Source organism: Streptomyces sp. NPDC051133 (genome assembly GCF_040682635.1).
Lineage (GTDB): Bacteria > Actinomycetota > Actinomycetes > Streptomycetales > Streptomycetaceae > Streptomyces.
The window spans coordinates 126648-140443 of sequence record NZ_JBFBBK010000009.1; the positions used below are offsets into that span (position 1 = coordinate 126648).

Sequence of the window (13796 nt, forward strand, 5' to 3'; positions counted from 1 at the left end):
CACATGTGGGGGCGCGCGGGAGGAGGACCGGTGCGAGGTGGGTAGCCAGGGAGGGGGTTGGCATCCGTCTTTACCCCGGCAAACCACACATGTCGCGCATTGACGGTATGTCAGCTGGGCAGTGATCTTCCCGAACGGGTCATCTCGGCCGGAACGTGACGCTCCGGAGGGTCGCAACTCCAGGGGATCGCAACGCAGGGGGTAAGCACATGGCCGCAAGGCCTCTCGTGGCGAGGCAGCCGAACGAACGGCTGCAGGCACTCATCCAGGAAGCGGGGTGCTCGAACGCCGGGCTGGCCCGGCGGGTCAACATGTGCGGCGCCGAGCACGGCCTCGACCTGCGCTACGACAAGACGTCCGTGGCCCGCTGGCTGCGCGGCCAGCAGCCGCGCGGCCGGGCCCCGGCGATCATCGCCGAGGCGCTCGGGCGCAAGCTCGGCCGTACGGTCACGATCGACGAGATCGGCATGGCCAACGGCAAGAACCTCGCCTCGGGGGTCGGTCTCCAGTTCTCGCCGACGGTACTGGGGGCCATCGAGCAGGTCTGCGAGCTGTGGCGCAGTGACGTGGGGCGCCGGGACTTCCTGTCCGGCTCCTCCGTCGCCGCCTCCGCGCTGGTCGAGCCCAGCCGCGACTGGCTGATCTCGGCACCGGACGCCCAGGTGGCCCGGCAGGCCGGCCCGCGCGTGGGGCAGGCGGACGTGGCGGCCGTACGGTCCATGACGCAGGCACTGACCGACCTGGACCACCAGTTCGGCAGCGGACATGTGCGCCCGGTGGTCGTGCACTACCTCAACAGCGTCGTCTCCGGGCTGCTCGCGGGCTCGTACCGGGAGGTGGTCGGGCGGGAACTCTTCGCCGCCGTGGCCCGGTTGACCGAGCTGGCGGGTTACATGGCCGTGGACACCGGTCAGCCGGGCCTCGCCCAGCGGTACTACATCCAGTCGCTGCGGCTCGCGCAGGCCGCCGGGGACCGCGGGTACGGCGGATACGTCCTCGCCGCCTCCATGAGCCACCTCGCCGCCCAGCTCGGCAACCCGCGCGAGATCTCCCAGTTGGCGCGGGCGGCGCAGGAGGGGGCGCGCGGGCAGGTGACCCCGCGCGTGGAGGCGATGTTCCACGCGGCCGAGGCGCGCGGGCACGCCCTGCTCGGCGACGCGCGCGCGGCGCAGGCATCCACCGGGCGGGCGGTGGCGGCGATGGAGCAGGCGGACGCCTCCTCCGGCGACGACCCGGTGTGGATCAGGCACTTCGACGAGGCCTATCTGGCGGACGAGTTGGCGCATTGCGCCCGCGACCTCGGGCAGCCCGAGCAGGCGGCGCGGTACGCCGAGCAGTCGCTGGCCGGGCACCCCGAGTCCCGGGCCCGCCGGCGGGCCATCGGCTATGTGCTGCTCGCCACGGCCCAGGTGCAGCAGCGCGAGGTCGAACAGGCCTGCAGCACCGGCCTGAAGGCGGTCGAGCTGCTGGGCACACTGCGCTCCAACCGGGGCGCCGAATACCTGGAGGACCTGCAGCAGCGACTCGAACCCTTCCGGGAGGAGGCGGTGGTGAGGGAGTTCGGGGCCCGCCTCGACCTCCAGCAGGCCGCCTGAACACCGGCCCCGCGGTTGCGTGAACATGAGGGAAACGGCACCCCGGCGCGCGACGGGTGCCATATACAGCGCACCGCGGGGCGGTTTTGTTACCACTGTCACAGGGAAGAAGATCGCGCCCTGAGCTGCGTGGCACCCGGCTCGGGGGACCCGGTAGCGTGAGCCCGATTCACAAGGTCCCCCATTAGTAGGAGTCCCGGTGACGCAGAGTGGACAGGGCGAGGAGCCCTCGGCGCAGCCCGCGCGCGAAGGCATCGTGCTGCCCTCCGACGGAGGCGAGCCCCTGCTGCCGGGCATGACCGGCACCCCCGCACCGGCCGCCCCGGCCGGCGGGCAGGCCTGGGGCGGCTCGTGGGGCCCCGAGCAGCAGGCGCCCCAGCAGGGCGGCCAGGGCTGGCCCCCCGCGCAGGCCCAGCAGTGGGGCGCCCCCGGCGCCCCGGACCAGCAGCCGCCGTCCGCCGCGAACCCCGGCCCGCTGCCCCCGGAGGGCGCCCCGGCCCCGCCGTACGGCGGCCAGGCACCCTCGTACGGCGCCCAGGCGCCCTCCTACGGCGACCCGTCGCCGGCCTACGGCGCCGGCGGCCAGGGCGGATACGACGCCGGCCGGCAGCCCGGGTACGGCGCGCCCGACCCGTACCAGCAGACCGGCCGGCCCCCGCAGGGCGCGCCGCAGCATCCGTACCAGGCGCCGGGCGCCCCCGCCGCGCCGCTGCCGCCCGCCGGGCCGGACGCGTACCCCGGCGCGGGCACCCCGCTGCCCCCCACCGCCGACGGCGCCACCCAGTACATTCCGCCGGTGCCCGCCGCCCCGGCCGACGAGGGCGCGACCCAGTACCTCCCGCCCGTCCCGCCGGCCGCCGCGCCCGACGGCGCCACCCAGTACATCCCCCCGGTGACGCCCGGCGCGCTGCCGCCCGAGTCGGGAGGCGAGGAGACCCGGTTCCTCGGCCGCGTCCCGCACCAGCCGGCCGGGCCCGCCGCGCCCGGCTCGGACGCGGATGCCACGCAGTACATCCCGCCCTTCCCCGGCCAGGCCCAGGCCGGCGACCGGCAGCCGCCCGCGGAGTTCGACAACCTCTTCCGCAGCGGACCGGCGGGCGGTGACGGCCCGGCCGGGGCCACCCAGCAGCTCCCGCTGGTCCCGCAGCAGGACGCCTACCCCGGCTCCGCCCAGCCCTCGTACGGCGGGCCGCAGGCCTCGTACGGACGCGATCACGACGACGACGGCGGCGGGCGGCGCGGTGGCCGCAGCGGGTCGCGGGTGCCGTTGATCGCCGCCATCGGAGTCGGCCTCGTCGTGCTCGGCGTGGGCGCCGGCGCGCTGCTCAGCGGCGGGGGCGGCGGCAAGGACCAGGGCAACGACGGCAAGACCGTCGCCGCCGCGTCCCCCGCCACCGGCCAGGGCTCCTCCGCGCCCGCCGCCGACCCCGCCCGGCAGCAGGCGGTGGCGCTGGACAAGCTGCTCTCCGACAGCGGCAGCAGCCGCGCCTCGGTGATCGGCGCGGTCGGCGAGGTCAAGCAGTGCACCAACCTGGACCAGGCCGCCTCCAGCCTGCGCGGAGCGGCCAAGCAGCGCGCCGACCTCGTCACCCGGCTCGGCAAGCTGTCCGTGGACAAGCTGCCGGACAGCGGTGCGCTGACGGCCGCCCTGACCCAGGCCTGGCAGGCGTCCGCCGCGGCGGACAACCACTACGCGGCCTGGGCCGACCAGAGCAAGGGCCGCAAGGCCTGCCACAAGGGCCACGCCCGCATCACCGGCGAGACCCAGGCCGGCAACAGGGCGAGCGGCACCGCCAGCGCGCAGAAGGTCAAGGCGGCGGCGCTGTGGAACGCGATCGCGACGAAGTACAGCCTCACCCAGCGCCAGCCCACCCAGCTGTAGCCCGCCGGGCCGGGCGGGGCGGCCGGGGCGCCGGCGTGCGGGGTGTCACTGCACGTCGGCGTTCTCCAGGGTCTGCGTCATGTCGGCGATCCCCTTGGCGCCTCCGATGCCCCTGCGGGCGGCGACCAGCGTGCCGTGCTGGACCACCTGCAGGGTGACGTCGGCATTGACCAGGCGGGGGAAGCCGACGCCGGCGAGCTTGCCCTCGTAGGGCCAGTGCAGGGTCGGGGTGAGGCCGCCGGTGGACACGCGCAGGCCGCCGTCGAGGGTCCGCCGCACGGTGTCGGAGCTCACCCGCCCGCCGGGGCCGATCTTCTCCAGGACGGCCTTCAGCACCGTGTAGGCGATCCACGTGGTCTGCACGCCGGCGTCCGCGGGGTCGATGTCGTTGTCGCCGAAGGCCTCCTCGTTGATCACCTTCTTCATGTCGTCCCAGCGCGCGTCGGACGCGGGCGGGTACCAGCCGGTGATGTACGCCCCCTCGTAGGGGCCGTCCGCCCCGCCGGTCGCGTTGATCACGGTCTGGTCGACGCTGCCGAGCACGGTCGCGGTGCGCACCCCGGGGAACGCGTCGCGGGTCCGCCGGAAGGAGTCCATGAAGGTGTCCGTGCGGTCCCCGAGCGCCGGCACCACGCAGCCCTTGCGGGTCACGTTCCCGGTCGCGTAGCGCAGCGCCTGGTCGGCCTGGCCGCCGTATTCGGTGGCGTCCTCGGCGGCGAGCTGGTCGCCGGCGTCCGCATGGCCGCCCGCCTTCAGCCCCGAGTCGAGCATCGTGGGCAGCTCGTCGCCCGCGATGGTGTCGGGGCGGACCAGGGAGATGTTGCCGCAGGTGGCGGCCAGGGCCTTGCCGAGGCCGGCCAGGAGGGCGGGCTGCCCGCCGTTGACCGGGTAGGACAGGGTGCCGGTGAACTCGTCGTTGGTGACGCCGTAGCCGCCGATGTAGGGGATGCCCGCGCCTTCCAGCGGGGCGAGGAAGGAGTTGCCGAACTGGCTGTAGGAGCCGACGACCGCGGCCACGTCCTCGTCCGCCGCGCGCCGGGCGCACTTCGCGGCGCCCACGCTGTCGTTGTGGTCGTTGCAGGTCAGGACCTCGAGCCGGTGACCCGCGATCCCGCCGTGCGCGTTGATCCACTTGGCGTAGGCGCGGGCCATCGCGGGCATGCCGGGCTTGTTGGTGGCGTCGGTGTCCTGCGGCGCCCAGGTCATCACTTTGACGGGGTCACCCCCGGAGCCCCCCGTGGCACCGGGGATGACCCCGCATCCGGCGGTGAGCGACGCACACAGGGCGACGGCCCCGGCGGACAGGGCGGTGGCTCTGACGGGGCGGGAGGTCAGGAGGGGGAAGGTGCTGCGGGTGCGTCGCCTGCCGGTCATGCACACGCACGATTCCCTCACACCACGAACCCGGGAGTGACCCTCGGTCAACGAAGGGTGACACGGAGGTGAATTACAGGGGCCGGTGTGACCAGTGGGACGGGGAACGTACGATCGATGACCGTGCAAGGTTCGGAGAACTCTTCCCGTCGTGGCCGTCGCTCCTTCACCATGGGCGGCATGCCTCTCAGTGACATGCCGTGGTGGCGCTGGCGCAGCAACGTGCGCTCGGCGCTGCACATGCTCTCCGACCCGGTGTTCCAGCAGGACGTCTGGCTGGCCGGCGTGGACGGCTACGGCGACGTCACCGACGCCGTGTACCGGCTGGTGGAGGACACCTGGCTGGACAACTGGTCGGCGGAGAAATACGTCGGCACGATCTTCCGGGACTCGCAGGAGGCGGCGCTCGTCGACACCGCCGTGCTGCGGGTGCTGCGGATCATGCACCAGGTGGGCCCGGACGCGCCGGTCGCCGCGTATCTCGACCACCCCGGATGGCCGGAGGCGGTGCGGGCGGCGCGGGACGCGCACGTACGCCTGGCGGCGAGCGACGGCGACGAGCCGGACACACCGCCCAAGAGCCTGGACGTCCTGCGGATCCTGACGCGGACCGCTTGAGGCGGCCGTCCCGCCCTGCGGGACGACGGCCCACGGCGGGCACCCGGCGTGAGAACCTTAAGGGCATGAACGAGCAGTCCGCGCCCGCCGCCCGGGACGACCAGTACGTCCTCACGCTCTCCTGCCCCGACAAAAAGGGCATCGTGCACGCCGTGTCGAGCTACCTCTTCATGACCGGCTGCAACATCGAGGACAGCCAGCAGTTCGGCGACCACGACACGGGACTGTTCTTCATGCGCGTCCACTTCTCGGCTCAGGCGCCGGTGACGGTGGACAAGCTGCGGGCGAGCTTCGCGGCGATCGGTGACTCCTTCCAGATGGACTGGCAGATCAACCGTGCCGACGCGAAGATGCGGATCGTGCTGATGGTCAGCAAGTTCGGGCACTGCCTGAACGACCTGCTGTTCCGGGCCCGGATCGGCGCGCTGCCGGTGGAGATCGTCGGCGTGGTGTCGAACCACACCGAGTTCGAGGAGCTGGTGGGCTCCTACAACATCCCGTTCCACCACATCCCGGTGACGCGGGAGACGAAGGCCGAGGCCGAGGCGAAGCTGCTGGAGATCGTGCGCGAGGAGGGCGTGGAACTGGTCGTCCTCGCCCGCTACATGCAGGTCCTCTCGGACGAGCTGTGCAAGCAGCTGAGCGGCCGGATCATCAACATCCACCACTCCTTCCTGCCGAGCTTCAAGGGCGCGAAGCCGTATCACCAGGCGCATGCGCGGGGCGTGAAGCTGATCGGGGCGACGGCGCACTATGTCACCGCCGACCTGGACGAGGGGCCGATCATCGAGCAGGAGGTCGAGCGGGTCGGGCACGAGGTGGGCCCGGACCAGCTGGTGGCCATCGGCCGCGACGTGGAGTGCCAGGCGCTGGCGCGGGCGGTGAAGTGGCATGCGGAGCGCCGCATTCTGCTCAACGGCCGGCGTACGGTCGTCTTCGCCTGACGCTCGCCTACATCCGGCTCAGCCCGGCCGCGGCGAACAGCACGTCCCTGATGGCGTCACGGTCCCCGACCTGTCCCACCGCCGCCTCCTCCGGAGGGATGTGGCCTGCGGCCAGGCGGCAGAATTCCACGCCGTCCAGGGCGACGTGGGCCACCTCCAGGTCCGCGGACCCCTGTGCCGCCGGTGAGTCCAGCGGGATCAGCCACTCGCCGCCCGCCGAGCCCTCGATCTCCAGCCGCAGGCTGCGGCCGGGTTCGCCGGCCACCCCGAGGTGGCGGCCGCGGGCCGGTGCGGCCAGCCCGGTCCGTCTCCGCCGCGCCAGTGCGGCGGGCAGCATCCGTGCCGCGAGGTCGATCATCTTGTTCAGGTGGCGCGGCGCGGGCGGCTCGTACGGGTAGTCCACCGCGTCCGCGATGTCCTCCGCGTGCACCCAGCACTCGAAGGCGCGGTCCAGCATCGCGTCGTGCAGCGGCAGCTCGAAGTCCCCGTACGAGACGCCGAGTCCGCCAGCGTGGCCGCCCGTGAAGGACACCGTCCGCACCAGGCTGTGGCTCTGCTCCCGCCAGGGCCCCCGCACGGAGCGGGTCGGCGGGAAGTGGGAGGTCCGCCAGAACGCCTCGGTGCGCCCGGCCGGGCCCACCGCGTCCCGCATCCCCGCCTCGGTGATCCGGGCCAGCGGGTCCGGCAGGCCGAGCGCGGCCGCGATCAGGCCGTCGACCGACAGCAGGTGCGCGATGACCCCGGCCACGGTGGTACGGCGGCTCGTCGCGCTGTCGGCGTCGAACCACCGCAGCCGCACCGGTGCATGCCACTCGGCGTCCCCGAAGTCCTGCAGCAGGGCGTCCAGCCGGGCGGTCTCGGCGTCGTACGGCGCCGCCCATGCCGGCACCGGGATGTGCGGCGGACGGCGGTCCAGGCAGCTCTGCAGGACGCGGGTGCGCAGGGCGGGGTCCAGGTCGAGGCTCTCCGGCTGGTGCAGCAGGCCGACCGCCTCGCGCAGCCTGCGGGCCTCGTCGGCGCAGCTGCCGCAGGCGCCCAGGTGTTCCTCCACGGCCGCCGTCTCCGCCGCCGAGCAGGCGGCCAGCGCCCAGGCGCCGAGCAGCGACTTCAGGACGTGGTGCGGCAGGTCGAGCGGCACGATGACCAGGTCTCCCAGGTCGGTGAGGTCGGGCAGCGGGCGCCCGCCGTCCTCGACGGAGGCGCGGGGCAGCGGTATGCGCGCAGGGCCGTCCGGGTCCGGGCCTTCGGTTCCGTGCGGCACGTCCCCCGAACCGGTGCCGCCGCCGTCGGCTCCGCCGGTGTGACCCTGCTCACCTCGCCCGCCGCTCCTTTCCCGTTCCCCGTGTTCCGGAAGACGCTCGTCCTTCTCGTCCGGTGCCGGTCGCTCGTCGTGCGCCTCGAACCGTCCCGCGCCGCTCATGCCGCACCTCCGTGTCCCGGAGGTGTCCCGGCGTCGTGGGCGGTGGAGAGCAGCTGCAGGCCGAGGCGGAGCCGGCGGCGGGCCTCGTCCTCGGTGACACCGAGGTCGGCGGCGGTCTGGCGGTAGTCGCGGCGCTGGAAGTAGGCCAGTTCGAGCGCGGCGCGCAGCGGGGCGGGCATGGAGTGGACGATGTAGTCGGCGCGGGCGGCGACCGAGGCGCGGCGCACCTTGCCCTCCAGTTCCCCGGCGGAGGCGCCGTCCCGGTGCGGGAGCGCGGCGGTCTCGCTGTCACGCAGCCGCTGCACGGCGAGCCGGTGGGTCACGGTGGCGATCCAGGAGCGCAGGGGGCCCTGCTTGGGGTCGTAGGTCTCGGGGTGCTCCCAGACGTGGGCGAAGACCTCGCGGGTGATGGTGTCGGCGGCCTTCTCCTCGCCGATGACGCGGTGGGCGAGGCTGTGCACGAGCGAGGCGAACCTGTCGTACAGCTCGCCCAGGGCGGCCGCCTCGCCTCGGGCGAGCCGCTGCTGCATCTTGCGGTCCCAGCGGGGCGGTACGTCCTTCGTGGTCATGCGATCCCCTCCCCTCGCGCGCGTCCCGGTCCGTCCAGCCTGTCTGCACCGTCTTCTCGAATGTAGTCGGCACGTCTGACAGTGCACGCCCCTTTGTGTCAATGTGCGCCCCCCGAAGCGCCGCAGGTGATAGTGCCCTCTTCACACAATCTTCACGCCAGGCGCGTGCATATCAGATCGAACAGGATCGATAGTGACCGAAACAAGCCCCTTGTCGATCGGCGACGGTTTGTCGGCCGACGTTTCAGGGAACGGCCGGTGGGCAGCCGCGCGGAAAGAAACGTAGGAACTGCTTCCGTTTCCGGGCGGTTCCGGGAGATCCGGCGAGCGGAGGGGCTAGGCCGTGGCATTCAACGTGACCGGCGTCGAACGGGGCGAGTGGGCCGTGCTCCGGGTGTCCGGGGAACTGGACCTGATGACCTCACCGGTACTGCGCCAACGCGTGCACGACGTCGTCGCCGAGGGGCACCACAGCCTCGTCGTGGACCTCTCGGACGTCTTCTTCTGCGACTCCAGCGGGGTCGGCGTCCTCATCGCCGCCCGGCGGCTGATCCGCTCCTGCCAGGGCCGGCTGCGGCTGATCCTGCCCGACCGGGGCGCGGTCGACGGCTCCCACGTCAACCGGGTCCTCGGCGCGCTCGGCGTCCGCCGCCTCTTCGACGTCCGCCCCGACGTCGAGTCCGCGACCGCGGACGAGGCGGGCCCGCTCTCGGCCTGAACGCCTGAACGCCTGAACGCCTGAACGCCTGAACGCCTGAACGCCTGAACGCCCGAGTTCCCGAGCGCCTTCCGCCTCCGTCTCCGCCTCCCCGCGCGCCGCTCGGGGCCGCGACATGTCCACACAGTTGTCGCAGAATTCCCCCGGTCTTGGCACAACCGCCGGTTTCCCGCCGCCCGAAGGTCACCCGCGTCGTACGCTCCCTGCCAGATCACTCCACGCACACGTAAGGCGGCCCGAACAGACATGGTCAGCACCGAGTACGAGCGCAGGATCGCCGCCCGGTTCGCCACCTTCGACCAGGACGGCAACGGCACCATCGAACGCGAGGACTTCAGCGCGGCGGCCAAGGCGCTGCTCGCCGAGTTCGCGGTGACGGCCCGCTCCGACAAGGGGCAGGCGCTGTACGCCGGCGCGGAGGCGTTCTGGCAGGGCATGGCCGGGATCGCCGACCGGGACGGCGACCAGCGCATCAGCCGTGCGGAGTTCGTCACCGGCGCGGTCAAGCGCCTGCGCGACAACCCCGAGCGGTTCGCGGAGATCGCCCGCCCCTTCCTGCACGCGGCCCTGGCGGTCGCGGACGCGGACGCCGACGGCCGGCTCACCGTCACCGACACCGCCCGCGTCCTGCGGGTCCTGCACGTCCCGGCGGAACTCGCCGAGGCGACCGCCGCCGCCCTCGACGCCGACGGCGACGGCCTGATCGGGGAAACGGAGATCGTCCCGGCCTTCGCCCGCTACTTCACGGTCCCGGAGTAGCGCTCCCGCAGCCGGTACTTGAGGACCTTGCGCAGCGTGTCGTTGCGCGGCAGGGCCGTCACCACCTCCAGCCGCTCCGGCAGCTTGTGCACGGACAGGCCCTGCGCACGCAGGTACGAGACGACCTCCGCGAGCGTCAACCCGGCCGTACCGGAACGGGGTTCCACGACCGCGCACACCAGCTCCCCCCGCTCGGCGTCGGGCAGGCCGATCACCGCCGCGTCCCCCACCGACGGGTGCGCCGCCAGCAGGTCCTCGATCTCCTTGGCCGAGATGTTCTCGCCCTTGCGGATGATCACGTCCTTCAGGCGGCCGGTGAGCACCAGGTGCCCGGAGCCGGTGAGACGGCCCAGGTCGCCGGTGCGCAGGAAGCCGTCGGCGTCGAAGGCGGCGGCCGTCTGGGCCGGGTCCAGATAGCCCCGGCAGACCGCCTCGCCGCGCAGCCGGACCTCGCCGTCGACGATCCGGACCTCCATGCCGGCCGGCGGACGGCCCTCGGTGGTCGCCAGGTTCTCGGCGGTGTCCCCGGGGTCCCCCATGGTGATCATCGGGACCTCGGTCATGCCGTACCCGTGGGTGAGCTGGACGCCCATCTCGCGGACGACCGCGTGATAGACCTCGGGCGGCTTCGGCGCGCCGCCGCCCGCGAGGAGCCGCAGGGTCGGGATCACCTTCTCGTCCGGGCGTCTGCGCTGCTCGGCCAGGAACATCGAGTAGAAGGCCGTCGACCCCCCGGCCACCGTCACCCCGTGCCGCCGGTACTCCGCCAGTGCGTCCGGCAGCGCGAAGTGCTCGAACATCACCGCCGGGAAGCCGTAGAGGAGCAGCATCACCGTGTAGTCGGGGCCGGCTATGTGGGCGTAGGGGAAGGCCATCGAGCCGACGTCGGCCGATGTCAGGTGCAGGGCGTGGGCGAGGCAGGAGCCCCCCGCGATCAGCGAGCGGTCGGTGTGCAGGACGCCCTTGGGGTCGGAGGTGGTGCCCGAGGTCCAGTAGACCCAGCGGACCGCGGTGCCGTCGGCGGGCGGGTCGGGCAGCACGGACGGGTCGCCGTCGGGGAGGGTGCCGTACGCCTCGAAGACGCCCTTGGCCCCGAGCCGGTGGGCCAGCTCCGTGTGGTCGAAGCCGCGCCACACGCCGGGTACGGCGAAGAACTCCGCCTTCGACTCCCGGAGCGCGAAGCCGACCTCGCGGTCCCGGTAGAAGGGGATCACCGGGGACTGCACGGCGCCCAGCCGGGCCAGGGCGAAGGACAGCAGGGCGGTCTCGATACGGGTGGGCAGCTGCCAGGCGACGACCGTGCCGGGGCGCACCCCCATCCCGTACAGGCCGGCCGCGACCCGCTCGGCGCCGTCCCGCAGGCCGCCGAAGGTGAGGGTCCGCCCGCCCTGGAGCAGCACGGGGCGGTCGGGGGTGAGCCGCGCCCGCCGGTCGACCAGCTCCCACAGCGTGCGGGCGGAACTCAGGGAGTGCGGGGTCTCGTTCACGTGTGCCCCCTGCTTGGCTGACGAGTCGTCAGGTGCCATGCTATCTGACGCACCATCAGATAAGTATCGTCCGGCAGGCACCGTCCGGCGGAGGGGACCCATGGCGACCGAACTGCCCCGCATCATCAGCGTCGACGACCACGTGATCGAGCCCGCCCACCTCTTCGAGACCTGGCTGCCGGCCAGGTACCGGGACCGGGGGCCGCAGCCGCTGACCGCCGGTATCGGCGAACTGGCCTACGTCGGCGGCAAGTACCAGATCACCATGGACCCGGAGGGACAGCCGACGGACTGGTGGATCTACGAGGACCTGAAGTTCCCGTACAAGCGCAACATCGCCGCCGTCGGCTTCGACCGGGACGAGATGACGCTGGAGGGCATCACCAGGGAGCAGATGCGCCCCGGCTGCTGGGACCCCGTCGAACGCCTCAAGGACATGGACCTCAACCACGTCGAGGCCAGCCTCTGCTTCCCGACCTTCCCCCGCTTCTGCGGGCAGACCTTCGCCGAGGCGCACGACAAGGAGGTCGCCCTCGCCTGCGTCCGCGCCTACAACGACTGGATGGTGGAGGAGTGGTGCGGGGGCAGCGGCGGACGGCTCATCCCGCTGTGCCTGATCCCGCTGTGGGACGTGGAACTGGCCGTCGCCGAGATCCGGCGCAACGCCGCGCGCGGAGTGCGGGCCGTGACCTTCTCGGAGATCCCCACCCACCTCGGGCTGCCCTCCATCCACTCCGGCCACTGGGACCCCTTCTTCGCCGTCTGCCAGGAGACCGGCACGGTCGTCAACATGCACATCGGCAGCAGCTCCCAGATGCCCGCCGCGTCCCCCGACGCCCCGCCCGCCGTGCAGGCCTCGCTGAGCTTCAACAACGCGATGGCGTCGATGATGGACTACCTGTTCAGCGGGGTCCTGGTGAAGTTCCCGCGCCTCACGCTCGCCTACTCCGAGGGGCAGATGGGCTGGGTGCCGTACGCCCTGGAGCGCGCCGACGACGTGTGGGAGGAGCACCGCGCCTGGGGCGGGGTGCGGGACCTGATCCCGGAGCCGCCGTCGACGTACTACTACCGGCAGATCTACTGCTGCTTCTTCCGTGACAAGCACGGCGTCGCCTCGATCGACGTCGTCGGCCGCGACAACGCCACCTTCGAGACCGACTACCCGCACGTCGACTCGACCTTCCCGCACACCAAGGAGGTCGCCCTCGACCATGTCAAGGGCCTCGACGACGAGACGGTCTACAAGCTGATGCGGGGCAACGCCATCCGCATGCTGGACCTGGATTTCGACAAGTGATGGACCTCTCCTGCACGCCCGAGGAGGAGGAGTTCCGGGCCCGGCTGCGGGAGTGGCTCGCCAAGGTGCTGCCCACCCTGCCGGCCAAGCCGTCCCCGGACGACTGGCCCGGCCGCCGCGCCCACGACCTCGGCTGGCAGCGGATGCTCTACGACGCCGGGTACGCCGACGTCCACTGGGACGCCTCCCCGACCCGCCGGCTGATCTTCCTGGAGGAGACCGAGAAGGCGGGCGCGCCCTATGTGGGGGCCAACTTCGTGGGACTGCTGCACGCGGGCCCGACCATCGCCGCCGAGGGCACGCCCGAGCAGCGGGCCCGTTGGCTGCCGCCGATCCTGCGCGGTGAGGAGGTGTGGTGCCAGGGGTTCAGCGAACCGGGCGCCGGCTCCGACCTCGCCGCGCTGCGCACGCGCGCGTGGCGCGACGGGGACGACTACGTGGTCACCGGGTCCAAGATCTGGACCTCCCACGCCGAGGTCGCCGACTGGTGCGAACTGCTGGTCCGTACCGACCCCGAGGCGCCCAGGCACCGGGGCATCACCTGGCTCGCCCTGCCCATGGACGCCGACGGCATCACCGTACGGCCCCTGCGCACGCTCGCCGGGTCGGCGGAGTTCGCCGAGGTGTTCCTCGACGAGGTACGGGTGCCGGCCGCCCACCGGGTGGGCGCGGAGAACGACGGCTGGCGCGTGACCATGGTGACCCTGTCCTTCGAACGCGGCACGGCGTTCGTCGGCGAGGTGGTCGCCTGCCGCCGGACACTGGGCGAACTCGCCCGGACGGCCCAAGAGAACGGGCGCTGGGACGACCCGGTGCTGCGCCGCCGGCTCGGGCGGCTGGACGCCGAGTTCAGGGCACTGTGGCGGCTGACCCAGTGGAACGTGAGCGAGGCCGAGGCGAGCGGCGGGGTGCCGGGGACGGGCGGCTCGGTCTTCAAGCTCCGCTACTCGCACGCCCGTCAGGAGCTGTACGACACCGCGGCCGACGTCCTCGGCCCCGACGCCCTCGACCTGGACCGGCCGTGGGTCCTCGACCGCCTGTCGTCGCTGTCGTACACCATCGCCGCCGGCACCTCGCAGATCCAGCGGAACATCGTGGCCGAGCGCATTCTGGGGCTGCCGAAGGGGAGATGA

General features: G+C 72.7%; 12 protein-coding genes. 8 read left to right on the forward strand and 4 right to left on the reverse strand.

Going from position 1 to position 13796, the window contains the following annotated elements:
• Positions 1-209: 209 nt before the first annotated feature.
• Positions 210-1595: a transcriptional regulator gene (locus AB0N17_RS12540; protein WP_366011205.1), complete on the forward strand. Its 1386-nt coding sequence runs from the start codon at positions 210-212 to the stop codon at positions 1593-1595.
• Positions 1596-1794: 199 nt separating this feature from the next.
• Positions 1795-3477, forward strand: a complete 1683-nt coding sequence (locus AB0N17_RS12545; protein WP_366011206.1) for a hypothetical protein — start codon at positions 1795-1797, stop codon at positions 3475-3477.
• A gap of 45 nt (positions 3478-3522) precedes the next feature.
• Here the strand turns inward: AB0N17_RS12545 and AB0N17_RS12550 are convergent, their stop codons facing one another.
• On the reverse strand, positions 3523-4851 hold the full coding sequence (locus AB0N17_RS12550) for an ABC transporter substrate-binding protein (RefSeq protein ID WP_366011207.1): 1329 nt from the start codon (positions 4849-4851) through the stop codon (positions 3523-3525).
• Positions 4852-4968: 117 nt separating this feature from the next.
• Here AB0N17_RS12550 and AB0N17_RS12555 point away from each other — a divergent pair, with 117 nt between their 5' ends.
• Positions 4969-5469 (forward strand): hypothetical protein, encoded by a 501-nt coding sequence (locus AB0N17_RS12555; RefSeq protein WP_366011208.1) that lies wholly within the window; start codon positions 4969-4971, stop codon positions 5467-5469.
• 65 nt (positions 5470-5534) lie between these two features.
• Positions 5535-6413, forward strand: a complete 879-nt coding sequence (gene purU / locus AB0N17_RS12560) for a formyltetrahydrofolate deformylase (protein ID WP_366011209.1) — start codon at positions 5535-5537, stop codon at positions 6411-6413.
• Positions 6414-6420: 7 nt separating this feature from the next.
• Here purU and AB0N17_RS12565 read toward each other — a convergent pair whose 3' ends face one another.
• A complete protein-coding gene (locus AB0N17_RS12565; RefSeq protein WP_366011210.1) occupies positions 6421-7833 on the reverse strand; it encodes a zf-HC2 domain-containing protein in 1413 nt (470 codons plus the stop codon).
• Positions 7830-8402: a sigma-70 family RNA polymerase sigma factor gene (locus AB0N17_RS12570; RefSeq protein ID WP_366011211.1), complete on the reverse strand. Its 573-nt coding sequence runs from the start codon at positions 8400-8402 to the stop codon at positions 7830-7832. Before AB0N17_RS12570 ends, AB0N17_RS12565 begins: the two co-directional genes overlap by 4 nt.
• A gap of 343 nt (positions 8403-8745) precedes the next feature.
• Here AB0N17_RS12570 and AB0N17_RS12575 point away from each other — a divergent pair, with 343 nt between their 5' ends.
• Together AB0N17_RS12575 and AB0N17_RS12580 are read left to right on the forward strand one after the other, a co-directional pair.
• Complete coding sequence (locus AB0N17_RS12575; protein ID WP_366011212.1) at positions 8746-9120, forward strand: STAS domain-containing protein; 375 nt, start codon at positions 8746-8748, stop codon at positions 9118-9120.
• Between the two features lie 246 nt (positions 9121-9366).
• Positions 9367-9879 (forward strand): EF-hand domain-containing protein, encoded by a 513-nt coding sequence (locus AB0N17_RS12580; protein WP_366011213.1) that lies wholly within the window; start codon positions 9367-9369, stop codon positions 9877-9879.
• On the opposite strand, the gene AB0N17_RS12585 is transcribed toward AB0N17_RS12580, so the two are convergent.
• Entirely contained in the window at positions 9858-11366 is a 1509-nt protein-coding gene (locus tag AB0N17_RS12585; protein ID WP_366011215.1) for an AMP-binding protein, read from the reverse strand. The genes AB0N17_RS12580 and AB0N17_RS12585 overlap by 22 nt on opposite strands.
• Before the next feature lie 100 nt (positions 11367-11466).
• Between AB0N17_RS12585 and AB0N17_RS12590 the strand changes: the two genes are divergently transcribed.
• Complete coding sequence (locus tag AB0N17_RS12590) at positions 11467-12663, forward strand: amidohydrolase family protein (protein WP_366011216.1); 1197 nt, start codon at positions 11467-11469, stop codon at positions 12661-12663.
• Positions 12663-13796, forward strand: coding sequence for an acyl-CoA dehydrogenase (locus AB0N17_RS12595; RefSeq protein ID WP_366011286.1), 1134 nt, complete (start codon positions 12663-12665; stop codon positions 13794-13796). The genes AB0N17_RS12590 and AB0N17_RS12595 overlap by 1 nt, the downstream gene beginning before the upstream one ends.